This window comes from Streptomyces sp. NPDC002446, assembly GCF_053595675.1.
In genome coordinates, this window is record NZ_JBSFYC010000012.1 from 40,135 (window position 1) to 64,959 (window position 24,825).

The 24,825-nt window shown below is 72.3% G+C and carries 12 protein-coding genes; 1 reads left to right on the top strand and 11 read right to left on the bottom strand.

Features of this window, described 5'->3' with window-relative positions:
* Nucleotides 1-144 precede the first annotated feature (144 nt).
* Nucleotides 145-1,551: a cation:dicarboxylate symporter family transporter gene (locus ACWD6P_RS09845; protein ID WP_451443517.1), complete on the top strand. Its 1,407-nt coding sequence runs from the start codon at nucleotides 145-147 to the stop codon at nucleotides 1,549-1,551.
* 81 nt (nucleotides 1,552-1,632) lie between these two features.
* On the opposite strand, the gene glgB is transcribed toward ACWD6P_RS09845, so the two are convergent.
* The 11 genes from glgB to glgX all read right to left on the bottom strand — a co-directional run bounded on the left by glgB (nucleotide 1,633) and on the right by glgX (nucleotide 24,652).
* Nucleotides 1,633-4,035, bottom strand: coding sequence for a 1,4-alpha-glucan branching enzyme (gene glgB, locus ACWD6P_RS09850; protein WP_451443518.1), 2,403 nt, complete (start codon nucleotides 4,033-4,035; stop codon nucleotides 1,633-1,635).
* A 26-nt stretch (nucleotides 4,036-4,061) separates the two neighbouring features.
* Nucleotides 4,062-5,543 carry a maltokinase N-terminal cap-like domain-containing protein gene (locus tag ACWD6P_RS09855; RefSeq protein ID WP_451443519.1) on the bottom strand — a complete coding sequence of 494 codons (1,482 nt, stop codon included), beginning with the start codon at nucleotides 5,541-5,543 and terminating at the stop codon, nucleotides 4,062-4,064.
* A 328-nt stretch (nucleotides 5,544-5,871) separates the two neighbouring features.
* Nucleotides 5,872-7,590 (bottom strand): maltose alpha-D-glucosyltransferase, encoded by a 1,719-nt coding sequence (treS, locus tag ACWD6P_RS09860; RefSeq protein WP_451443520.1) that lies wholly within the window; start codon nucleotides 7,588-7,590, stop codon nucleotides 5,872-5,874.
* On the bottom strand, nucleotides 7,587-9,590 hold the full coding sequence (locus tag ACWD6P_RS09865; RefSeq protein WP_451443521.1) for a maltotransferase domain-containing protein: 2,004 nt from the start codon (nucleotides 9,588-9,590) through the stop codon (nucleotides 7,587-7,589). The genes treS and ACWD6P_RS09865 overlap by 4 nt, the downstream gene beginning before the upstream one ends.
* 737 nt (nucleotides 9,591-10,327) lie before the next feature.
* Nucleotides 10,328-11,959: a M4 family metallopeptidase gene (locus tag ACWD6P_RS09870; RefSeq protein WP_451443522.1), complete on the bottom strand. Its 1,632-nt coding sequence runs from the start codon at nucleotides 11,957-11,959 to the stop codon at nucleotides 10,328-10,330.
* Nucleotides 11,960-12,246: 287 nt separating this feature from the next.
* Nucleotides 12,247-14,514 (bottom strand): M4 family metallopeptidase, encoded by a 2,268-nt coding sequence (locus ACWD6P_RS09875; protein WP_451443523.1) that lies wholly within the window; start codon nucleotides 14,512-14,514, stop codon nucleotides 12,247-12,249.
* Between the two features lie 321 nt (nucleotides 14,515-14,835).
* Nucleotides 14,836-16,704 carry an ABC transporter ATP-binding protein gene (locus tag ACWD6P_RS09880; RefSeq protein ID WP_451443524.1) on the bottom strand — a complete coding sequence of 623 codons (1,869 nt, stop codon included), beginning with the start codon at nucleotides 16,702-16,704 and terminating at the stop codon, nucleotides 14,836-14,838.
* Complete coding sequence (locus ACWD6P_RS09885; RefSeq protein ID WP_451443525.1) at nucleotides 16,701-18,485, bottom strand: ABC transporter transmembrane domain-containing protein; 1,785 nt, start codon at nucleotides 18,483-18,485, stop codon at nucleotides 16,701-16,703. Before ACWD6P_RS09885 ends, ACWD6P_RS09880 begins: the two co-directional genes overlap by 4 nt.
* A gap of 24 nt (nucleotides 18,486-18,509) precedes the next feature.
* Entirely contained in the window at nucleotides 18,510-20,420 is a 1,911-nt protein-coding gene (locus tag ACWD6P_RS09890; RefSeq protein ID WP_451443526.1) for an ABC transporter ATP-binding protein, read from the bottom strand.
* Nucleotides 20,417-22,312, bottom strand: a complete 1,896-nt coding sequence (locus ACWD6P_RS09895; RefSeq protein WP_451443527.1) for an ABC transporter ATP-binding protein — start codon at nucleotides 22,310-22,312, stop codon at nucleotides 20,417-20,419. The genes ACWD6P_RS09890 and ACWD6P_RS09895 overlap by 4 nt, the downstream gene beginning before the upstream one ends.
* Before the next feature lie 84 nt (nucleotides 22,313-22,396).
* Nucleotides 22,397-24,652 carry a glycogen debranching protein GlgX gene (gene glgX, locus ACWD6P_RS09900; RefSeq protein WP_451443528.1) on the bottom strand — a complete coding sequence of 752 codons (2,256 nt, stop codon included), beginning with the start codon at nucleotides 24,650-24,652 and terminating at the stop codon, nucleotides 22,397-22,399.
* Between the last annotated feature and the right edge of the window lie 173 nt (nucleotides 24,653-24,825).

Genomic DNA, 24,825 nt, shown 5'->3' on the forward strand with positions numbered 1-24,825 from the left:
GCGTAACAGTCTGCCCGGTCACTTTTGCGTGAACGAAATGTACGCAAGGGTGACGGGCGCCACACGGGCGTGCATAGTCGCCGGGACTTGTTGTGCGCCGGAGCCGCAGACCGGGCGCAGAACCGTAGACCCGAGGAGGCAGCCGTGGCTGCTGCACAGACCCCGCCGTCCGGGGGCACCACCAAGGAGAGCGCGCCGGCCAAGCGGGACCGGACCCACTTCCTCTACATCGCCGTGATCGGGGCGGTGCTGCTCGGCATCATCGTGGGCTTCGCCGCCCCCGGCGTGGCCGTCGAGCTCAAGCCGCTCGGTACCGGGTTCGTGAACCTGATCAAGATGATGATCTCGCCGGTCATCTTCTGCACCATCGTGCTGGGCGTCGGCTCGGTCCGTAAGGCCGCCAAGGTCGGCGCGGTCGGCGGACTGGCCCTCGGCTACTTCATGGTGATGTCCACCGTGGCGCTCGCCATCGGCCTGCTCGTCGGCAACATCCTGGATCCCGGCTCCGGCCTCCACCTGACCGAGTCCGTACGCCATGCCGGCCAGGCCCAGACCTCGGGCGACGCCGAGTCCCTGCCCGAGTTCCTGCTCGGCATGATCCCCACCACCCTGGTCTCCGCCTTCACCCATGGCGAGGTGCTGCAGACGCTGCTGGTGGCGCTGCTGGTCGGCTTCGCCCTGCAGGCGCTGGGCTCGGCGGGCGAGCCGGTGCTGCGCGGCATCGGACACCTCCAGAAGCTGGTCTTCCGGGTGCTGGCCATGATCATGTGGGTGGCGCCGGTGGGTGCCTTCGGCGCCATCGCGGCGGTGGTCGGCGAGACCGGCCTGGACGCGCTGAAGTCGCTGGCCATCATCATGATCGGCTTCTACACGACCTGTCTGCTCTTCGTGCTCGTGGTGCTCGGCACGCTGCTCCGGCTGGTCGCCGGGATCAATATCTTCATCCTGCTGAAGTACCTCGCCCGCGAGTTCCTGCTGATCCTGTCCACCTCCTCCTCGGAGTCCGCGCTGCCCCGGCTCATCGCCAAGATGGAGCACCTGGGCGTCAGCAAGCCGGTGGTCGGCATCACCGTCCCGACCGGCTACAGCTTCAACCTCGACGGCACCGCCATCTACCTGACGATGTCCTCGCTGTTCGTGGCCGAGGCGATGGGCAAGCCGCTCTCGCTCGGCCAGCAGATCTCGCTGCTGGTCTTCATGATCATCGCGTCCAAGGGCGCCGCCGGGGTCACCGGTGCAGGTCTGGCCACGCTGGCCGGCGGCCTGCAGTCGCACCGCCCCGAACTGGTCGACGGCGTCGGTCTGATCGTCGGCATCGACCGCTTCATGAGCGAGGCGCGCGCCCTGACCAACTTCGCGGGCAACGCGGTGGCCACCGTCCTGGTCGGCACCTGGACCAAGGAGATCGACAAGACCAGGGCGGCCGAGGTGCTGGCCGGCCGGATCCCGTTCGACGAGAAGACGCTGGTCGACGACGCCCACGCCGACCCGCTCGGCGCCCAGCTCGTCGAACCGCGCGACGGCGGCGCGAAGGAGTCCGCCAAGGTCTGAGCCACACCACGCAGGAGGGGAGAGGGGGCGGGCGCCGCATGCGGCGCCCGCCCCTTCGCGTCCGCGGACGCGGCGTGGCGCTCAGGCCGGGGCGAACCAGACCGTCGCCAGCGGGGGGAGGACGACCGCGAGGGAGGAGCCGCGGCCGTTCCAGGCAGTGGGTTCGGGCTTGAGCGGGCCGGGGTTGGCCACGCCGCTGCCGCCGTAGCGCACCTCGTCGGTGTTGAGGACCTCGCGCCAGGCGGGGACGTCGTCCGGGACGCCGAGCCGGTAGGCGTGGCGCACGACGGGCGAGAAGTTGCTGACCGAGATCAACGGGGCGCCGTCGGCGGCGAAGCGCAGGAAGGAGAACACGTTGTCCTCGCTCGCGTCGCCGTCGATCCAGCCAAAGCCCGCGGGGTCGGTGTCGCGTTCCCACAGGGCGGGGGTGGCGGCGTAGCGGAGGTTCAGATCGCGGACGAGATCGCGTACGCCCCGGTGGTCCGCCGCCGCCTCGTAGGACGGGTCGAGCAGCCACCAGTCCGGGCCGTGGCTCTCCGCCCACTCCGCGCCCTGGGCGAACTCCTGCCCCATGAAGAGGAGTTGCTTGCCCGGATGGGCCCACATGAAGCCCAGATAGGCACGGTGGTTGGCCCGCTGCTGCCACCAGTCGCCGGGCATCTTCGACACCAGCGCCCGCTTGCCGTGCACGACCTCGTCGTGGGAGATCGGCAGCACATAGTTCTCGCTGTACGCATACACCATCGAGAAGGTCATCTCGTGGTGGTGGAACTTGCGGTGCACCGGCTCGTGCTCGACATACCCGAGCGAGTCGTGCATCCAGCCCATGTTCCACTTCAGGCCGAAGCCCAGACCGCCGAAGCCGCCGGGCCCGACGTGGTGGGTGGCGCGGGTGACGCCGTCCCAGGCCGTGGACTCCTCGGCGATGGTGACGACCCCGGGGCAGCGGCGGTAGACCGTGGCGTTCATCTCCTGGAGGAAGGCCACCGCGTCGAGGTCCTCCCGGCCGCCGTGGGCGTTCGGCGTCCAGCCGCCGTCCTCGCGCGAGTAGTCGAGATAGAGCATCGAGGCCACGGCGTCCACCCGCAGCCCGTCGATATGGAACTCCTCGCACCAGTACACGGCGTTGGCGACCAGGAAGTTGCGGACCTCGGTGCGCCCGTAGTCGAACTCCAGGGTGCCCCAGTCCGGGTGCGCGGCCCGCGCCGGGTCCTGGTGCTCGTAGAGCGGGCGGCCGTCGAACTCCGCCAGCGCCCAGTCGTCGCGCGGGAAGTGCGCCGGCACCCAGTCCATCAGGACGCCGATCCCGGCCCGGTGCAGCGCGTCGATCAGGAACCGGAAGTCGTCCGGGGTGCCCATCCTGGCGGTGGGCGCGTAGAACCCGGTCACCTGGTAGCCCCAGGAGCCCCCGAAGGGGTGCTCGGAGACCGGCATGAACTCGACATGGGTGAAGCCCAAGTCCTTTACATAGGCCGGTAGTTGGGCGGCGAGCTGGCGGTAGGTGAGGCCGGGGCGCCAGGACGGCAGATGCACCTCGTAGACGGAGAACGGCGCCTGGTGCACGGGCCGCTCGCCGCGCCGGGCCATCCAGTCGGCGTCCCCCCAGCGGTAGTGCGACGCGTCCACGACCGAGGCGTTGGCGGGCGGGCACTCGGTCCGCCGGGCCATCGGGTCGGCGCGTACGGTCTTCGATCCGTCCGGCCGGGTGATCTCGAACTTGTACAGTTCGCCCGCGCCGATGCCGGGCAGGAAGAGCTCCCAGACGCCCGAGGAGCCCAGCGACCGCATCGGGAACGCGGTGCCGTCCCAGTAGTTGAAGTCGCCGACCACCCGCACGCCCCGGGCGTTCGGCGCCCAGACGGTGAACCGGGTGCCGGTGGTGCCCTGGTGCTCCATGGTGCGCGCACCGAGCGCCTGCCACAGCTGCTCGTGCCGTCCCTCACCGATCAGATGGAGGTCCAGCTCGCCGAGCGCGGGCAGGAAGCGGTAGGGGTCGGGCACGGTCAGGGTGTGCTCGCCGTAGTCGACCAGCAGCTCGTAGGCCGGGGCGGTGCGCAGCGGCAGTACCCCGGCGAACAGCCCGTCGCCCTCGGCGCGCAGCTCGGCGCGCAGCCCCTTCGCCACGACCGTGACGCGCCGGGCGTAGGGCCGCAGGACCCGGACGAGCAGCCCGCCGCGCACGGGGTGCGCGCCGAGCAGCCCGTGCGGGTCGTGGTGCGCACCGTCCAGCAGCCGCCCGCGGTCCTCATCGGACAGCGGAGCGGCGGCCCGCACCCCGCGCCCGCCGGACGACGGCTCCGCGGCGGCGCGGGAGCGGGCGGCGGCCCCGGCGCCCGCGGTCCCGGACGGCGTACGGCGCGTCGGCGGCGGTGCGGCGGCGGTGGCGGGTGACGGCGATGCGGAGGGGGATCGCGAGGGGGGTCCCCCCGGAGGTCTGGGGGAGGTTCCGGCTGGGGTGGTGGCAGGGGACGGGCGGGCGGTCACGAAGGGCCTCCTCAGGGGCGGGTAGATCACGGCGAGTCGTACGGGCGGGCGCCCACGGCCGGCTCTCCGCCCGCCGCCAGCCGTCGGACGGCGGCCATCGGGACGGCCAGCCAGTCGGGCCGGTGCCGGGCCTCGTAGAGCACCTCGTAGACGGCCTTGTCGGTCTCGTAGGCGCGCATCAGTTCGGGCGCGGAGCGCGGGTCGAGCCCGCCGGCCTCGGCGTAACCCCGGCAGTAGGCGGCGCGGGTGCGCCGGGCCCACTCCAGCGACCAGGGGTCCCCGCCGGCCGGCCCGACGCGCGCCGCGTAGTCGAAGGAGCGCAGCATCGCCGCGACATCGCGCACCGCCGGCTGCGGCCGCCGCCGCTCGGCCAGCGGGCGGGCCGGTTCGCCCTCGAAGTCGATCAGCGACCAGCGGCCCTCGTCGGCGGAGCGCAGCGTCTGCCCCAGGTGCAGATCGCCGTGGATGCGCTGGGCGGCCCAGCTGCGGCCGTCGTGGCCCACCGCGGCCAGCGCGTCGAAGGCGGTGCGCAGCCGGGCGCGGTAGGGCTGCAGTACGGGCACGGCACGCGCGGTGGCCTCCAGCCGCGCGATCATCTGCGCGGCGATCGCCTCGAGCTGCGGGCGGCGCAGCTCGGTGGTCGGCAGTGTCTGGGCGAGCGCGGTGTGCACCTCCGCGGTGGCGTGGCCGAGCGCCCGCGCCGAGCCGGTGAAGTCGGCGCGCACGGCCAGCGCGTTCAGCGCCAGCTGCCAGCCGTCCGCCGACCCCGGCAGAAACGGCTGGAGCACGCCCAGCGTCGTCGCCTCGCCGTTCTCGCCGGTGGCCGCCGACTCGAACCACGCGGCCGGCGCCGGCACCCGCGCGCACTTGGCGTCCGCCAGCGCCCGCGGCAGCTCCAGATCCGGGTTGACGCCCGGCTCGATGCGCCGGAAGACCTTCAGGATGAACGAATCTCCGTAGACGATCGAGGAGTTGGACTGCTCGACGGCGATCGGCCGGGCCGGCAGCCCGGAGGGGATGTCCGCCCGCGGCTCGCGGCAGAAGCGCAGCCCGCCGAGGCGTCCCGGTACCCGCAGCCGCTCCAGCAGCAGCCCGCACAGCCGGTTGTCGAGCAGCGCGTCATAGACCGTACGGCCGCGCAGCGGGCCGCCCTGCGGCCGGCCGATCACCGCCGGCGCCAGCTGCGGCGGCGGTGCCGGATGCACCCCCAGCAGGAGTTGGTAGCAGTCGCCGCCGGCCGGTGTGCGGCTCGGCGGGGCGCTCTGCTGGGCGCGGACGAGCAGCTGGAGCAGGCCCGGGGCGGTGCCGTCGCCGGCGCACGGCAGCAGTTCGGTGGCCGACAGCAGCGTGAAGCCGGTGAGCAGCCGTCCCTTGCCGGCGAACCAGCGCTGCCGCGGCACCCAGTCGGCGAGCAGCGGGACCAGGGAGGAGAGCAGATCGGGGGCGGTGACGAGCGGGCGGCGGTCAGGGGTGTTACGGGTGGCACGGGTCGGGGCGGTGTCCGACATGGCGTCGCGTCCTTTCCCCGGGCACACGACAGGTAGGGCAAAGTGTCCCGGAATGCGGCCTTCACTGTGCGGTGGCGCGGTGGCGGTACCCCCGTACGGAGGCTGTGCGGGTCCCCCCGAAGGGAGAGGCTTCGGGGGGTGTCTTCGGCGTGCGCGCTTCCGCCGCGCGGCGGTCACCCACCCGAGCCGGGGGGACCGACGATGGCTCACCCGGCCCGTGCGGTAGTAGGGAGACTGCCCGAGCGAAAGGTCGAAAAACGCCCGTACGCGCCGTGCGGCCGCGTACGGGCGGTGTGCTCGGCGCCCGTGCCCGGTCAGGGCGGGGGCGCTAAGCGGGGTTTCTGCGCAGCCGGAACCAGTAGAAGCCGTGGCCCGCCAGGGTCAGCAGGTACGGCAGCTCCCCGATGGCCGGGAAGCGGACGCCGCCGATGAGCTCCACCGGGTGCCGGCCGCTGAAGGACCGCAGGTCCAGCTCCGTCGGCTGGGCGAACCGCGAGAAGTTGTGCACGCACAGCACCAGGTCGTCGTCCGCGCCGCCGGTGCCCGGCGACTCCCGCAGGAAGGCCAGCACCGCCGGGTTGGTGGAGGACAGCTCGGTGTAGCTGCCGAGGCCGAACGCCGGGTTCTGCTTGCGGATCTCGATCATCCGGCGGGTCCAGTGCAGCAGCGACGACGGTGAACTCATCGCCGCCTCGACATTGGTGACCTGGTAGCCGTAGACCGGGTCCATGATGGTCGGCAGGAAGAGCCGGCCCGGGTCGCAGGAGGAGAACCCGGCGTTGCGGTCCGGGGTCCACTGCATCGGGGTGCGCACCGCGTCGCGGTCGCCGAGCCAGATGTTGTCGCCCATGCCGATCTCGTCGCCGTAGTAGAGGATCGGCGAGCCGGGCAGCGACAGCAGCAGGGCCGTGAAGAGCTCGATCTGGTTGCGGTCGTTGTCGAGCAGCGGCGCCAGTCGCCGGCGGATGCCGATGTTGGCGCGCATCCGCGGGTCCTTGGCGTACTCCGCGTACATGTAGTCGCGCTCTTCGTCCGTGACCATTTCGAGGGTCAGCTCGTCGTGGTTGCGCAGGAAGACGCCCCACTGGCAGCCGGACGGGATCGCCGGGGTCTTGGCGAGGATCTCCGAGACCGGGTAGCGCGATTCGCGGCGCACCGCCATGAAGATGCGCGGCATGACCGGGAAGTGGAACGCCATATGGCATTCGTCGCCGCCGACGGCGTAGTCGCCGAAGTAGTCGACGACGTCCTCCGGCCACTGGTTGGCCTCGGCCAGCAGCACGGTGTCCGGATAGTGCGCGTCGATCTCGGCCCGGACCCGCTTGAGGAAGGCGTGCGAGGCCGGCAGGTTCTCGCAGTTGGTGCCCTCCTCGGCGTAGAGGTACGGCACCGCGTCCAGCCGGAAGCCGTCGATGCCCAGGTCGAGCCAGAAGCGCAGGGCGGAGATCATCTCCTCCTGGACCGCCGGGTTCTCGTAGTTGAGGTCCGGTTGGTGGGAGAAGAAGCGGTGCCAGTAGTACTGCTTGCGGACCGGGTCGAAGGTCCAGTTGGAGGCCTCGGTGTCGACGAAGATGATCCGCGCGTCGGCGTACTGCTTGTCGTCGTCCGCCCAGACGTAGTAGTCGCCGTACGGGCCTTCCGGGTCGGTGCGCGACTCCTGGAACCACGGGTGCTGATCGCTGGTGTGGTTCATCACCATGTCGATGATGACCCGCATGCCGCGGTGGTGCGCGGCGTCCACGAACTCCACGAAGTCCGCCAGATCGCCGAACTCCGGGAGCACCGCGGTGTAGTCGGCGACGTCGTAACCGCCGTCCCGCAGCGGGGATTTGAAGAACGGCGGGAGCCAGAGACAGTCCACCCCCAGCCACTGCAGGTAGTCCAGCTTGGCCGTGAGGCCTTTGAGGTCGCCGATGCCGTCGCCGTTGCTGTCCTGGAAAGAGCGCACCAGGACCTCGTAGAAGACGGCGCGTTTGAACCAGTCGGGATCGCGGTCCTTCGCCGGGGTGTCCTCGAACGTGTCGGGGACTGGCTCATTGACGATCAATTGGGTGACCCTCCGATCGGTGAGGACGGTCGCAGCGACAGCACATGAGCGGGCGCGAGCGAGCGGCCCGGCTCAAGGCGCACATAGTTGTCCCTGCCCCAGTGGTAGGTATCGCCGGTGAGCTCGTCGCGCACCGGGAAGGACTCGTGCCGGCCGAGGCCGAGTTCCGGCATGTCCAACGACACCGTCGCCTCGTGGGTGTGGTGCGGGTCGAGGTTGACCACCGTGAGCACCGTGTCGGCACCGTCGCCGTGTCCCGCGCGCTTGGAGAAGGCGAGAACGGCGTCGTTGTCGGCGTGGTGGAAACGCAGATTGCGCAGCTGCTGCAGGGCAGGGTGCCGGCGGCGGATGCGGTTGAGCGCGGTGATCAGCGGCGCGATGGTGCGCCCCTGCTTCGCCGCCGCATCCCAGTCGCGCGGCCTGAGTTGGTACTTCTCCGAGTCGAGGTACTCCTCGCTGCCGGGGCGTACCGGCGTCGACTCGCAGAGCTCGTATCCGGCGTAGACGCCCCAGGTGGGGGAGAGGGTGGCGGCCAGCACGGCACGGATCTCGAAGGCGGGGCGGCCGCCCTCCTGGAGGTAGGCGTGCAGGATGTCCGGGGTGTTCACAAAGAAGTTGGGCCGCAGATAGGCGGCGGACTCGCCGGACAGCTCGGTGAGGTAGTCGGTCAGCTCCTGCTTGGTGTTGCGCCAGGTGAAGTACGTGTACGACTGCTGGAAGCCGATCTGGGCGAGGGTGTGCAGCATGGCCGGGCGGGTGAACGCCTCGGCGAGGAAGAGCACGTCCGGGTCGGTGCGGTTGATGTCGCCGATCACCTTCTCCCAGAACGCCACCGGCTTGGTGTGCGGGTTGTCCACCCGGAAGATCCGTACGCCCCTGGCCATCCAGAAGCGCAGCACCCGCTCGGTCTCGCGGACCAGCCCCCGGAAGTCCGCGTCGAAGGCGATGGGGTAGATGTCCTGGTACTTCTTCGGGGGGTTCTCCGCGTACGCGATCGAGCCGTCCGGGCGGTGGTGGAACCACTGCGGGTGCAGGGTGACCCAGGGGTGCTCGGGGGAGCACTGCAGGGCGAAGTCCAGCGCCACCTCCATCCGCAGCTCACGGGCCGTACGGACGAAGTGCGAGAAGTCCTCGAAGGTGCCCAGGTCCGGGTGGAGGGCGTCATGGCCGCCGGCCGCCGAGCCGATGGCCCAGGGGGAGCCGACGTCGTCCGGCCCGGCCGACAGCGCGTTGTTGGGGCCCTTGCGGAAGGACGTGCCGATGGGGTGGATCGGCGGGAGGTAGACCACGTCGAAGCCCATCGCGGCGACGGCCGGCAGCCGCTCGGCGGCGGTGCGCAGGGTGCCGCTGACGGCCGTGCCGCCGGGGGTGACGACGGCGCCCTCGGAGCGCGGGAAGAGCTCGTACCACGAGCCGTACAGGGCCCGCCGGCGCTCGACGAGCAGCGGCATGGGGCGCGAGACGGTGAGCAGTTCGCGCAGCGGATGGCGCTCCAGCGCCTCGACGACCTGCGGTGCGAGCGCCGCGGCGAGGCGGGCGGCGGCGGGCAGCGCGGGGTCGCGCAGTGCGTCCACGGCGCCGAGCACCGACTCCCGGCCGTCGCTCTTGGGGACCTCGGAGGCCGCCCGCTCGTGCAGTTCGGCGCCCTCGGCGAGGACCAGCTCGGTGTCGATGCCCGCCGGGATCTTGATCGAGGCATGTCTGCGCCAGGTGGTCAGCGGGTCGGACCAGGCCTCGACGGTGAAGGTCCAGCGGCCCTCGATGTCCGTGGTGACCTCGGCGCTCCACCGGTCGCTGCCGGGCGCCCGCTCCCGCATCGGGTTCCAGGGGCCGCAGCGCCCCGCGGGGTTGCGCAGCACCACATTCGCCGCGACCGCGTCATGGCCTTCGCGGAAGACCGTGGCCGAGACCTCGAAGGCCTCGCCCACCACGGCCTTCGCCGGGCGGCGGCCGCAATCGATCTGCGGGCGGATGTCCAGAACAGGGATGCGACCGATCATGGGCTCACCTGGCTTGTGATGCTTTGCGGGATTTTGTCCTTTGTATCCGCTTTACGGTGGGGTGACCGGGTGCGGGCAGGGGCGCTCCAGTCCGCTTTCACCCGGCTGGCGGATGGCACGGCCGGCCGGGGCGTACTCGGTGAGCCTTCCCTCGTGTGGCGACCCGGAAATCCGCTGCAATGTGAACTACTGGTACGTAACCGCTCACCCGTCGTGGCCCTGCGGATGTGCTCCCGGCCGCTCGCGGGCGGCTGCGCGGCTGCGCTGACACGGTCGGCGTTCGCCTCCTCAACTCGGTGTGAACACAGCGGAGTTGCGGTGTGCGGATGTCCGGTGTCGCGCCGGGGCCCGTCGGCGCCACACCGCAGCCTCCCCCCAGGAGGGAGTCCGTACAAGAGCGCATGAGGGGGTGGAATCAGCCATATCGGCCTACGCGGCGGTAGCCCACGGCCCGGAGGGGCGGGTGGGGCGGTGAACTCCCTTTAAAGGAGGGGGAGTTGGCGTACGGGTGAGGGGTCCGCTCGGGGCTCGCCGTACCTGCCGCCGTACGGCGGTCAACTCCCGCTCCGTGTGCGTCGGTTCGGGGCTGCGGTGGGTGGCGGCCGGGGCGCCGCCGGGTGCGGGTCACCGTGCCCCGCAGCCGGGCACGCGAAAGCGGTGTCCGGAGGGTCTCCGGACACCGCCCGCTTTCGGGGTCAGCCCACCCCGGGACGATCAGCGCCTTGCGGCGTGCCGCGTCACTTGACGGCGACACCCGTCCAGGCGGCCTCGACGCCCTTGACCTCGGCGCTGTCCTTGCCGTAGAGGTCGGTGGCGGCCTTGACGGTCGCCTCGCGCGCGGCCTTGTAGTCGGTGTTCGAGGTCATGTACTCGGTCAGGGCCTTGAACCAGATCTTCTCGGCCTTGTCCCGGCCGATGCCCTCGACCTTGGAGCCGTCAGCCGTCGGGCTGTCGTACTTGACGCCACCGATCTCCTTGGCGCCGCTGCCCTCGGACAGCAGGTAGAAGAAGTGGTTGCCGACGCCCGAGGAGTAGTGCGGGTCGAGACCGCCGGTGTTGGAGTCCCAGTTGTCCTGCGACTGGCCGTCCTTGCTGGGCTTGTCCATGTAGCGCAGCGGGGAGCCGTCACCGTTGATGTCGATCTTCTCGCCGATGAGGTAGTCGCCCGGGTCCTTCTCGTTCTTGGCGTAGAACTCGGCCGAGGTACCGAAGATGTCCGAGGTCGCCTCGTTGAGGCCGCCGGACTCGCCGCTGTAGGTGAGGTTGGCGGTGGCGGAGGTGACACCGTGCGACATCTCGTGCGCCGCGACGTCGAGGGCGGTGAGCGGCTTCTTGTTGCCCTCGCCGTCGCCGTACGTCATGCAGAAGCAGCTGTCGTCCCAGAAGGCGTTGACGTAGCTGTCGCCGTAGTGGACGCGGGAGAAGGCGCCCTTGCCGTCACCCTTGATGCCGCTGCGGCCGTGCACGTTCTTGTAGTAGTCCCAGGTCACGCCGGCGCCGTAGTGCGCGTCGACGGCCGCGGTCTGCGGCTCGTCGGGCTTGCCGGTGCCCCACTTGTCGTCCTCGTCCGTGAAGGCCTTGCCGTCGCCGGACTCGCCGTTCTCCAGGTTGGTGGTCTTGTGGCCACCGCGCTCGCCGTCGGTCAGCGTGAAGCCGTTGCCCTCCTTGGAGGTGCCCAGCTCGACGCCGCCGCTGTACTGGCTCTCGCCCTTGCCGGTGTGGATCTCGTCGTACTGGAACAGCTTCTTGCCGGTGTTGGCGTCGGTGATGACGTGCATCCGGCTGGGCGTGCCGTCCTTCTGGACGCCCTTGACGACGGTGTCGTAGGCGAGGACGGGGCTGCCGGTGGCGGCCCAGACGACCTTCTTCGGCGCCTGCGCGTCGCCCTTCTTGGCGGCGAGCGACTTCGCCGCGGTGCCCTGCGCCGACTTCGCGGCGGCCTGCGCGGCGATCTTCGGCGTGGTGGAGGCGACCTTGATGGTCTTGTCGGTCGACTTGGTGGTCGACTTGACGGCGCCGCTCTTGGCGGTGTGCACGATCAGGTCGCCGCCCAGGACCGGCAGCCCGGCGTAGGTGCGGTCGTAGCGGGTGTGCGTGGTGCCGTCGGCGTCCTTGATGACGTCCTTGACGACCAGCTTCTCCTGCGCACCGAGGCCGAGTGCCTTGGCGGTCTGCGCCTTGGTGGCGCTCGCGTCACGCAGCAGCTCCGCGCGGTGGGACGCGCTGAGCTGGAGGGGCGAGGCGTCCTTCTTGGCGGCCGGGGCCGGCGAGGCGCCGGCGGTGCCGACGGTGATGCCGGCGGCCAGGAGGGCGGCGGCCGCGAGGGCGCCACCGGTCACACGGGTCTTACGGGATATGCGGGGGGTCACGCGTGCTCCTTCAACTTTGCCAAGTGGTGGGGGTGCAAAGCGATGCGGGTGTGACATGCGTCGGGAAGACTGCCATTCGAACGCGTTCATGTCAGGAGGTTGTTAAGAGGTTGGCTGAAAATCGTTCGTAGAGAGGTGATCGCTGTTCGCATAACGGAGCTGGGCGCCGCCCCCGGAGCTCCGGGAGCGACGCCCAACGTCCTTGATTTTTCGGCCAGTTGTGAATCGGCGGAGACCGCCGGCCGGCCTATGTCATACGAAGGTGACGGCTGAGTGGCGAGGCCGGGTCAGAACGTCAGCTTCCAGCCGTTGATGTAGCCGGTGTCCTGTCCGTAGACGTCCTGGACCTTCAGCTTCCAGGTGCCGCCCGCCGCCTTCGCGGAGGCGTTGACGGTGTAGGTCGTCTTCACGTTCTCCGCCGAGTCGGTCGCGCTGGCGTTCTTCAGCCGGTAGGCCGTGCCGTCCGGGGCGATCAGGTCGATGACCAGGTCACCGCGGTAGGTGTGCACGATGTCCACCGCCACCTTCAGCGCGCTGGGGGCGTTGCCGCTGCGGCTGACCGTGATCGGTGAGGTGACCGCCGCGCCGGCGTCCGGGATCTGGACGTCGTCCGCGTTCTCGAAGACGTTGCCGCCGCCGGCCGGGTTGACCGTCCAGGTGAAGGCGGCCGTACCGGTCTTCTTTGCGGCGTCGGTGACCGTCACCGTCACACTGCTGGTGCCGGCCGTGCTCGGCGTACCGGAGACCAGGCCGGTGCTCGCGTTGATCGACAGCCCGGCGGGCAGCCCGGTCGCCGCGTACGACAGCGCGCCGGCGGTCCCGCTGGTCGCCTTGATCTGCAGGCTCGCCGCCTGGCCGACGGTGCTGGTCTGGTTGCCCGGGTTGGTGACGGACACCCCGCCGTCCGGGACGCGGGAGCCGACGTTGACCGCCGCCCAGGTGTTGGCCACGGTGTTGTACGTCGCGCTGCCCTGGCCGAACAGGTCCGCCGCCGCCTGGAGGGTGGCGGTGCGGGCGCCCGCGTAGTTGGTGTTGGCGCTCATGTACTGGCTCAGCGCCTTGAACCACACCTTCTCGGCGTTGGCCCGGCCGATGCCCGGGACGGGCTGGTTGTCGTAGGTCGGGCTGTCGTAGCGGACGCCGTTGATCTCCTTGGCGCCGCTGCCCTCGGACAGCAGGTAGAAGAAGTGGTTGGCGACACCCGAGGAGTAGTGGACGTCGATGTTGCCGATGCCGGAGTACCAGTAGTCCTTGGACGAGCCGTCCTTGCTGGGCTTGTCCATGTAGCGCAGCGGGGTTCCGTCACCGCGGATGTCGATCTTCTCGCCGACGAGGTAGTCGCCCACGTCGTTCGGGTTGTTCGCGTTGAACTCCGTGGCGGCCGCGAAGATGTCGCTGGTGGCCTCGTTCAGACCGCCGGACTCACCGCTGTAGGTGAGGTTGGCGGTGGCCGCGGTGACACCGTGCGTCATCTCGTGCGCCGCGACGTCGATGGAGGTCAGCGGCTTGGCGTTGCCGCTGCCGTCGCCGTACGTCATGCAGAAGCAGCTGTCGCTCCAGAAGGCGTTGACGTAGTTGTTGCCGTAGTGCACCCGGCTGTAGGCGCCGACCCCGTCGCCCCTGATGCCGCTGCGGCCGTGCACGTTCTTGTAGTAGTCCCAGGTCAGCGCGGCGCCGTAGTGCGCGTCCACACCGGCGGTCTGGGCGTTGCCCGGGGTGCCGTCGCCCCAGTTGTCGTCCGGGTCGGAGAACAGCGTTCCGGTGCCGGACGAGCCGTGGTTGAGGTTGTACGTCTTGTGGTTGCCGCGGCCGGTGTCGGTCAGGGTGTACGAGGGCGCGGTGCCGAGCGTGACCTTGCCGCTGTACTGGCTGTTGCCGGTGCCGTTCTCGATCCCCTGGTACTCGAAGATCTTGGCGCCGGTCGTGGCGTCCGTGATGACGTGCAGCTCGTTGGGCGTGCCGTCGTGCTGCAGCCCGCCGACCACGGTCTCGTAGGCGAGGACCGGCTTGCCGTCGGCGACCCAGACCACCTTGCGCGGCGCCTTCGCGGCCTCGGTCTTCTTCGAGCCCTGCGCCTGTGCGGACTTGACGGCCTTCGCCTCGGCGGCGGCCGGCTTGATCGCGGCGGTGGTGCCCGTCACCTTGAGCTGCGAGCGGACGGCCTTGGTGACGCCCTGGAGGGCGCCGCCCCTGCTCTCGTGCACGACCAGGTCGCCACCGAGGACGGGCAGGCCGTCGTAGGTGCGCTCATAGCGGGTGTGCACGGTGCCGTCGACGTCCTTCGAGACGTCCTTGACGACCAGCCTCTCCTTTGCGCCGAGCTTCAGCTGCCGCGCGGTCTCGGCGGTGGTGGTGGCCGCTGCCCGTATCAGCTCCGCACGCTGGGACGGGGACAGCTTGGCCGGCAGGGCGCCGGGATCGGGTGCGGCGTGCGCGGTGCCCGGCCGCGGGGCGGCCGCCGTACCGGTGCCGGCCTGTACACCGACGGCCAGCATCGCCGTGACGGCGACGAGCGCGCCGGTCGCAACGGCGCGTCTATGGGGGGTGCGTCTCACACTGACTCCTTCTGCGGTGGCCGCTACGTGACGGTGCGGCCGAGGGGGACCGGGCGGCAGTGCGGCCGTCCGGGCAGATCGAGGCAGAACTCATGGAGCGTGTGGGGGGAGACGTACGCAAGGTGCTTGACGTACTGGTGGAACGGGGTGGTGCGGGTGGAACCGGCTGCCGCGCGGCGTGGTGCCGTGGGGGCCGTGCGGCGGTTGCGGGGAAGAGTCCCACCACAGCTGGCTTGTTGTCAGGGGCCGATCAACTAATTGGCCGGAAAACGTCCGTTGCGCGGAATCGGCGTCCGGAAGTCGGACGGCCGGTGGCCGGTCTCACTCCGTCTCGCCGGCCGCGCCCCGCCCGTGCCAGGAGCGCCACAGGGCCGCATAGGCGCCGTCGGCCGCCACCAGGTCGTCGTGCGTGCCCAGTTCGGTGAGCCGGCCGTTCTCCAGCACGGCCACCCGGTCCGCGTCATGGGCGGTGTGCAGCCGGTGGGCGACGGCGATGACCGTACGGCCCTGGAGGACGGCGGCCAGCGCCCGCTCCGCGTGCCGGGCCGTGCGCGGGTCGAGCAGCGCGGTCGCCTCGTCCAGGATCACCGTGTGCGGATCGGCCAGCACCACGCGGGCCAGGGCGAGTTGCTGCGACTGCGCGCCGTCGGGGCGGTACCCGCCGGGGCCCAGCTCGGTGTCCAGCCCGGCCGGCAGCTCCGCGGCCCAGTCGGCACCCACGGCGGCCAGCGCGGCGCGCAGGGCGGCGTCATCGGCATCGGGCGCGGCGAGCCGCAGATTGTCGCGGACGGTGCCCAGGAACACATGGTGCTCCTGCGTGACGAGGACCACCTGGCGGCGCAGCACCCCGGGATCCAGCTCGGCGATCGGCACCCGCCCGACCGTCACCGAGCCGCTGCGCGGTGCGTCGACGCCGGCCAGCAGCCGGCCCAGGGTGGACTTGCCGGCCCCGGAGGGGCCCACCAGGGCTATCCGCTCGCCGGGGCGGATGGTCAGGGTGACGTCATGGAGGACGTCGCGCGGGGCGGGGTGCGCGCCGGGCGCGGGGTCCCCGCCCTCGTGTCCGCTGCCGTGCGCGACGTCGTAGGCGTAGCGGACCGCCGTCACCTCGATGCGGTCGCCGGCGGGCAGGACGGCCGGCGCGGCGGCGGCCCGCGGGGGCCGCGCGGCCTGGCCCAGCCCCTCGACCCGGGCGAACGCGGCGCCGCTGCTCTGGAGTTGCTCGACCCAGAGCAGGACCGTCGCCAGCGGCTCGGACAGCTGCCGCAGATACAGCGCCGCGCTGACGACCACCCCCAGACTGATCCCGCCCCGCCCCTGCAGCACCCCGCCGACCAGCAGTACACCGACCACCGGGAGGACATACGAGACGTCCACGGCGGGGATCAGCACGCTGCGCAGGAACAGCGTCCTGGTACGCGTGTGCCGGCACCGCTCGATCGCCTGCTCGCTCGCCGCCCGCCGGCGCTCCTGGAGCCCCAGCGCCTCGACGGTCCGGGCGCCCGTCGCGGTGGCCGCCAGCAGCTCGGCCAGCGCCGAGGTCGCCGCCCCCTCGGCCAGATACGCCGCGTGCGCCCGCCGCAGATACCACCGGACCGCCAGCAGACCGCTCAGCAGGCCCAGCCCGCAGAGCCCGAGCAGGGGATCGAGCGCCACCACCGCACCGAGCAGGAACAGGGACTGCACCGCCGCGACGAAGACCTCGGGCGCGGCGTCCCGCAGGGTCCGGGCGACCGAAGTGACGTCCGTCGTGCCGCGGGCCGTCAGATCCCCGCTGCCGGCCCGCTCCACGGCCGCCGCGGGCAGCGCCAGCGCCCGCTCGGCGTACTGCTCGCGCACCCGCGCCGCGGTCCGCTCGCCGAAGCGGTGCCCCGCATAGCGGGCGTACCGCGCCAGCAGCAGCTGCGCCAGCGCACACACCAGGATGACCAGCGCCAGCCGGTCGACCGTGTGCACCCCGCCGCCGTCCCGCACCGTGTCCACGATCCGGCCGAGCAGCCACGGGCCGACCAGACCCGCACCGGCCGCCAGCGCGTTCAGCGCGAGCGTCAGGGCGAACGCCCGCCCGTCCAGCCGGATCAGGCGCAGCGCGGCCCGCCGGGTCGCGGCGCGGCCGGCGACCGGCAGGGCCGGGCCGCCGGGCAGGTCATCGGCGCCGGCCGACCGGGGCCGGGCGGTGGTCGCGGTCATCGTGCGGCTCCGTCCACCAGGGGCGATGCGGGCCGGGGAGCCGGGCCGCCGTCACCGTCCGCGCTCTCGTCACCGCGCGAGACCAGACGGCGGTATCCGGGCTGTTCTTCGAGGAGTTGACGGTGGCTGCCGACGGCGGCCACCTCGCCGTCGACCAGGAAGCACACCCGGTCCGCCCGGTCGAGCAGCAGCGGTGAGGTGCTGGTGACGACGGTCGTACGGCCCGCCCGCGCGGCGTGCAGCCGGGCCGCGACGGCCGCCTCGGTATGCGCGTCGACCGCCGAGGTCGGCTCCACCGCGAGCAGCACCTCGGGGTCGGCCAGCAGCGCCCGTACCAGACGCAGGCGCTGGCGCTGCCCGCCGGAGAGGTTGCGGCCCTGCGCCTCGATGGGCGAGCCGAGGCCGTCCGGCAGACCGCGGACGATGTCCTCGGCAAGCGCGGTGCGCAGGGCGCGGCCGATCTCGTCGTCGGTGGGGTCCCGGCGTCCGGCGACGACCTCGCGCAGCGTCCCGGCGAAGAGGTCCGCCTCGTTGTCGGCGACCAGGATGCGGTCGCGGACCCGGTGCAGCGGGATCTCGTCGAGGCGCACCGCGCCCCAGGTCGCCGCCGAGTCCGCGAACCGGCCCAGGCGGTCGACCACCGCCGCGGACTCGGCCGGCCGGGCGGCGGCCAGCGCGGTCAGCAGGCCGGGCACCACCTCGACGCCGGACACCGGATCCCGCAGTACGGCCGGCGCCTCGGGCGCCTGCGCCCCCTCGCCCCCGGTCCGCCGGCCGTCCGCCGTCTCCGGCTCCCGCTGCAGGAACCGGACCACCCGCCGGGCGGCGACCAGGCCCCGCGTCAGGTCGTAGCCGCCCTCGATGAAGAACGACACCGGCACCACCAGCGCCGCCGCATAGCCGTAGACCGCCACCAACTCGCCGACGGTGATGTCCCCCTGGGCCGCCATCCGCGCCGCCAGCCAGGTCACCGCGGCCAGGAACAGCGTCGGCAGCCCCACCCCGAGCGCCTGGATCCAGCTCGTGGCCGCGCCCACCCGATAGCCCTCACGGCGCAGTTTCTGCGACTCGCGCCGGTACCGGTCGGCGAACACGTCCTTGCCGCCCAGACCGCCCAGCACCCGCAGCCCGCCGACCAGGTCCGCAAGCCGCGCCGCCAGCCCGCTCTGCCGCTCGCGATACCGCGACTCCGCCCCCTGCAGCCGGCCCAGCAGCGGCCCCACCAGCAGCGCGAGCAGGGGCACGCCCAGCAGCACCACCGCGGCGAGCAGCGGGGAGACACCCAGCAGCAGCACGGCGACCACCCCGTAGGCCAGCACCCCGCCCACCCCGGGCCCGGTCATCGTCAGCGTCTGGCTGATCACCCCGACATCGCCGATGCCGATCGTGACGACCTCCCCGGCCGTCACCTTCTCCGGCAGCGCCGCGCCCAGCCGCAGGGTGTGCGCCACGACGGCCCGCACCGTGCGGAAGGTGGCGTCCATCCGGATCCTGGTCATCGTGCGGTGCCGCAGCATCCCCAGCCAGGCGTTGAGCACCCCGACGCCCAGCAGCACCGCCGCCCACCCGGCCAGCGCCGGCATCCGGCCCGGCGCCAGCCCCTCGTCGATCGCCCGTGAGAGCACATACGGCGGCAGCATCAGCCCCGCCATCCACAGACTCCCGTACGTCGCTCCCGCCGCGACCCGCCCCCGCTGACTGGCCACCAGCCACCACAGATAGCGCCAGGCACTGCGGTGGCGCGGCGCCCCCGCATCCGCCCCGGCCGAGATGTGCTTCATCCGTGCCCCCTCACGTCCTGCCGCCTACCCCACGCTGTCCCGCCACGCCTGATGCAGCTCGGCGAACCGGCCCTGGTCGGCGATGAGTTGGTCCGGCGGGCCGTCCTCGACGATCCGTCCTTCGGACATGACCAGGACCCGGTCGGCTCGCTCCACGGTCGACAGGCGGTGGGCGATGACCAGGGCCGTGCGGCCTTGGAGGACAGTGTCCATGGCGGCCTGCACGGCACGTTCGCCGGGGATGTCCAGGGAGCTGGTCGCCTCGTCGAGGATCAGCACGGCGGGGTCGGCGAGCAGGGCCCGGGCGAAGCCGACGAGCTGGCGCTGGCCGGCCGAGATGCGGCCGCCGCGCTTGCGGACGTCGGTGTCGTAGCCGTCCGGCAGGGCGCTGATGAAGTCATGGGCGCCGATGGTCTTCGCGGTGCGTTCGATCTCCGCACGGGTGGCGTCCGGGCGGCCGAGGGCGATGTTCTCGGCGACCGTACCGCTGAACAGGAACGCCTCCTGGGTGACCATGACGATGCCGCGGCGCAGCTCGGCGGTGGACAGCTCCCGCAGGTCGACGCCGTCGAGCAGCACCCGGCCCTCGGTGGGGTCGTAGAAGCGGGCCAGCAGCTTGGCCAGGGTGGACTTGCCGGCGCCGGTCGCGCCCACCACGGCGACGGTCGTACCGGCCGCGAGGGTCAGATCGAAGCGGGGCAGCACCTCGCGGCCGGTGCGGTAGGCGAAGCGGACCTCGCGGAAGGCGACCTCGCGCCCCGGCCGGCCGGGCGCCGGGGACGGCAGCGCGGCGGGCGCCGCCGGCTCCGGGACCGCGGGGCGCTGGGCGAGCAGACCGGCGATCTTCTGCAGCGAAGCGGCCGCGGACTCATAGGCGTTGAGGAACATCCCCAGCCGGTCGATGGGGTCGTAGAGCCGGCGCAGATACAGCACCGCGGCGGCCAGTACGCCGAGCGCCAGATCGCCGGTGGCCACGCGGTAGGCGCCCCACAGGACGATCGCGGCCACCGCGGTGTTCGCCACCAGACGGGAGCCGAGGACATAGCGCGCCATCTCCAGGAACGCATCGCCGTTGACCCGCTCATGGCGGTGGTTCAGCCGGGCGAACACGGCGTCGTTGAGCCGCTCACGGCGGAACGCCTGCACCGGCCGGATCCCGCCCAGGGTCTCGGCGAACGTCACGATGACGTCCGCCATCGCCGTGGACTTCGCGCTGTAGACCCGGTGCGTACGGCGCCGGTAGGAGCGTACGAGGAGGTACAGGGGCACCCCGGAGGCCACGGCGGCCGCCCCGAGGCCCCAGTCCAGGCCGATCAGGGTCACGGTGATGTAGACCGTCCCGAGGGCGATCGCCATCAGCTCCTGCAGCCCCTCCTCCAGGAGATCGCGCAGCGCCTCGACATCGGTCGTGGCACGGGCGATCAGCCGCCCGGACGTGTAGCGCTCGTGGAAGTCCAGGCTCAGCGCCTGGCCGTGCCGGAAGATCCGGCCCCGGAGGGTGCGCAGTACGTCCTGGCTGACCCGGCCGCAGACCTGGATGAAGCCGAACTGCAGGGCGCCGGACGCCGCGGCGCACAGCGCGGCGGCCAGCGCCACGGCGATCAGCGGCCCGTGCTCGCCCGCCCGCAGGGCCGGTACCGCACGGTCCAGCGCATAGGCGACCAGCAGCGGCCCGGCCTGCACGGCGGCCTGCTGCAGGAGCAGGAGGACGGCCACCGCCCAGACGCGGGGGCGGTGCGGTGCCAGCAGGGAGGCGAGGAGCGCGCGGGCGGCGCCCCTGGGAGCGGGCAGCTGGTCCTGCGCGAAGGCGTCCGCGGGGCCGGGGCGCGGCTGCGGCTGCTGCTGGTCGCCGTCCGGCCGGGGCGGCTCCTGCCCGTGCGGTCCCGGGCGGTCCCCGGGGCCGTCGGACGGGTGGCCGGCCGTGGTGGTCGTCATCGGGCGCCCTCTTCCCCGCCGGACATCAGCGCGGCGTACTCGGGGTTGTCCCGGAGGAGTTCGTGGTGGGTGCCGACGGCGGCGATCCGGCCGTCGGACAGCAGCGCCACCCGGTCGGCGAGCAGGACCGTGGACGGGCGGTGCGCGACGACCAGCGCCGTGGTCGTGGCCAGGACCTGGCGCAGCGCCGCCTCCACCAGGGCCTCGGTGTGCACGTCGAGGGCCGAGAGCGGATCGTCGAGGATCAGGAAGCGGGGCCGGCCGACGACGGCGCGGGCCAGGGCGAGCCGCTGCCGCTGTCCGCCGGACAGGCTCAGGCCCTGTTCGCCGACCTGGGTGGCGCTGCCCTCGGGGAGGGCGTCGACGAACCCGTCGGCCTGCGCCACCTCCAACGCCCGCCGCAGGTCCGCCTCGTGGACCCGCTCCCCGCCCATCAGGACGTTCTCCGCGGCGGTCGCCGAGAAGAGCGTCGGCTCCTCGAAGGCGACCGCGACCAGGGAGCGGGCCTCGTCCCGGCCGATCGTGGCCAGATCCCGCCCGTCGAGTGTGATCCGGCCGGCGGTGGGGTCGTACAGCCGCGGCACCAGCGCGGTGAGCGTGGTCTTGCCGCTGCCCGTCGCCCCGACCAGCGCCATCGTCTCGCCGGGTCTGATGTGCAGCGTGACGTCCCTGAGGGTGGGCGGGCTGCCGGGCGCCGCGTCGGGGTAGCGGAACGCGACGCCGGAGAAGACCAGACCGCCGGCGGAACCGTCCCCGGCGCCGCCGTCGCCCCCGCCGCCGCGCCCCGCCCCGGCGCCGTCGCCCGCCCCGGCGCCGTCACCGGCTTCGGCCCGTCCGCCCCCGTCCCCGCTCCCGGCCGCGTCCCGGCCGTCCGTCACCGCGGGCTCGTCCATCACCTCGAAGAAGCGGTCCGCGGCCGTCGCCGCCTCATTGCACATGGCCAGCAGGAAGCCGATCGACTCCACCGGCCAGCGCAGCGCCAGCGCGGTCGACAGGAACGCGACGAGGGTGCCCGCCGACAGCGCGCCGTCGGCCACCTGGAGCGTGCCGAGCACCAGGGCGGCGCCGATCGCGGTCTCCGGGAGCGCCGTGTTGACCGCCTGGATCCAGGCCAGCAGCCGCGCCTTGCGGAGCTCGGACGTACGCAGCGCGCCGGTCAGCTCCTTGAAGGCGCGGGCCTGGCTGCGGTGGCGTCCGAAGCCCTTGATGACGCGGATGCCGAGGACCGACTCCTCGACCACCGTCGTCAGATCACCCACCTGGTCCTGAGCCCGGCGCGTCACGCGCGCGTACTTCGCCTCGAAGAGCGAGCACAACACCATCAGCGGCAGCACCGGCGACAGCAGCACCAGGCCCAGCAGCCAGTGCTGGGCCAGCAGGACCACCCAGCCCACCAGGATCGTCACGCCGTTGACCAGCAGGAACGTCAGGGGGAAGGTGAAGAACATGCGCAGCATCTGAAGGTCGGTCGTGCCCCGCGACAGCAACTGGCCCGACGGCCAGCGGTCGTGGAAGGCGACCGGCAGGCGCTGGAGATGGCGGTACAGCGCCGCGCGCATCGCCGCCTCGACCCCGGCCAGCGGGCGCGCCACCAGCCAGCGCCGCAGCCCGAACAGCAGCGCCTCCGCGAGCCCCAGCAACAGCAGATATCCGCCGCCCAGCCACACCCCGGCCGCGTCGCGCTCCGCGACCGGACCGTCCACCAGCCACTTGAGGACCAGCGGGATGACCAGGCTCAGACACGAGGCGATCACCGCGACGCACGCGGCCGTGAACAGCCGTGCCCGCACGGGGCGGACATACGGCCACAGCCGTAACAGCGAGCGTACGGCGGAGGGTTGGGGTAAGGCGGTCCGGTCGGTCTGGGGCGTCGTGTGCGCGGTGTCGGCCATCACTCGCGAGCGTACGGCGCACCACTGACAACTCTCCTCAGGATTTTTCGCCGGGCCCCGCGGCCGGGCGGCGGCCGGTCCGGCTCAGCCGGGCAGGGCCCGGAAGAGCATCACCGACCGCCCGGCGAGCGTGACGGCGCCGCCCGCCGGGTACGGCGGCCGCGCCGGCCCCGACGGATCCTCCTGGGCGGTGTCCACGAGGAGTTCGTACGCCCGCGCCCACGGCGGGCCGGGGAGGGTGACCTGGCGGGGGCGGGCGGCGGCGTGCAGGACGGCGAGGAAGCTGTCGTCGACGATGCGGATGCCCCGGGCGTCGCGCTGCGAGATGTCGTTCCCGGAGAGGTACATGCCCAGGGTGGCGCCCGGGGTGTACCAGTCCTGTTCGGCCATCTCCGTGCCGTCCGCGGTGAACCAGGCCAGGTCGCGCAGACCGCCCTGATGGTGCGGCCGGCCGGAGAAGAACGCCCGGCGGCGCAGGACGGGATGCGCGCGGCGCAGCGCGATCAGGCGGGCGGTGAGGCCGGCCAGCGGGCGCCATTCGGGATCGTCGAGGAGCGACCAGTCCACCCAGCTGGTGGGGTTGTCCTGGCAGTAGGCGTTGTTGTTGCCGTGCTGGGTGCGGCCCATCTCGTCGCCGGCCACCAGCATCGGCACTCCGGTGGACAGCAGGAGGGTGGTCAGCAGGTTGCGCAGCTGGCGGTGGCGCAGCGCGGTGACCTCGGGATCGTCGGTCTCGCCCTCGGCGCCGCAGTTCCAGGACCGGTTGTCGTGGGTGCCGTCGCGGTTGTTCTCCCCGTTGTCGGCGTTGCGCTTGTGCTCGTAGGTGACCAGGTCGCGGAGGGTGAAGCCGTCGTGCGCGGTGATGAAGTTGACCGAGGCGTACGGGCGGCGGCCGCCCCAGGCGTAGAGGTCGCTGGACCCGGAGAGCCGGTAGCCCAGGTCGCGCACGTCGTGCTGCGCGCCGCGCCAGAAGTCGCGGACGGTGTCCCGGTAGCGGTCGTTCCACTCCGTCCACAGCGGGGGGAAGGCGCCGACCTGATAGCCGCCGGAGCCCACGTCCCAGGGTTCGGCGATCAGTTTGACGCGGCGCAGTACGGGGTCCTGGGCGATCACGGCGAGGAACGGCGAGAGCATGTCCACGTCGTGCATGGAGCGGGCCAGCGCCGCCGCCAGGTCGAAGCGGAAGCCGTCCACGCCCATCTCGGTGACCCAGTAGCGCAGCGAATCGGTGATCAGCCGCAGCACCTGGGGCTGCACGACGTGCAGGGTGTTGCCGCAGCCGGTGTAGTCGGCGTAGCGCCGGGCGTCCCCGGCCAGCCGGTAGTAGCCGCGGTTGTCGATGCCCCGCAGGGACAGCGTCGGGCCCAGTTCGCCTGCCTCCGCGGTGTGGTTGTAGACGACGTCCAGGATCACCTCGATACCGGCGTCGTGCAGCGCCCGCACCATCCGCTTGAACTCGCCGACCTGCTGCCCGCGGGTGCCGGTGGCGGCGTAGCCGGCGTGCGGCGCGAAGTAGCCGATGGAGTTGTAGCCCCAGTAATTGCGCAGCCCCCGGCGCACCAGGTGGTCCTCGTGGGCGAACTGGTGGACCGGCAGCAGCTCGACGGCGGTGACGCCGAGCCGGACCAGGTGCTCCAGCGCGGCGGGGTGCGCCAGGCCCGCGTAGGTGCCCCGCAGATGCTCCGGGACACCGGGGTGGCGCATCGTGAAGCCGCGCACATGCAGCTCGTAGAGGACGGAATCCGGCCAGGGCGTCTTGGGGCGCCGGTCGTCCCGCCACTCGTCCTCGCCGCCCTCGTCCCCGGTGTCGTCGCCGACCACGACGCCCTTGGGGACGTACGGGGCCGAGTCCCGGTCGTCGCGTACGGTGTCGGCGATCTGCTGCTGCGGCCAGTCGCGGACGTGCCCGTAGAGCTGGGCGGGCAGCGCGAGGCCGGCGCCGGCCGGCTCCGTACACGTCCCGAAGTCGCCGTCCACGGCCCTGGCATACGGGTCGAGCAGCAGCTTCGCCGGGTTCCAGCGGGCGCCGGTCCAGGGGTCCCAGCGGCCGTGCACCCGGTAGCCGTAGCGCCGGCCGGGGCGGACACCGGGCACGAAGCCGTGCCAGATCTCATGGGTGAGTTCGGTCAGCGGATGGCGCGTCTCGCGCTCCTCCTCGTCGAACAGACACAGCTCCACGGCCTCGGCCCCGCCCGCCCACAGGGCGAAGTTGGTGCCCGCGACGCCGTCGGGCCCGGTGCGGTAGCGGGCCCCCAGTGGCGTGGGACTGCCGGGGCGGACGTCCGCCGGTGGGGCGAGCGGCTCGTCCGCCACCGCCTCCTGCTCGGGTGCGCTCGACACGTGCCGGCCTCCTGCGGCTCATGGCTCGGTCGGGCGGTCCGCAGACACGGCGCACGGGGGCACCTCGCGGCGTTGGCCGGGGGAGTCCCGGCCGTGCGTGTGTCTCCGCCCTCCCCGTTGTTCTGCCCGCAACCGGGCGTTGCCTCACGTTTCCCGCCGTGGGGGCTCATTGT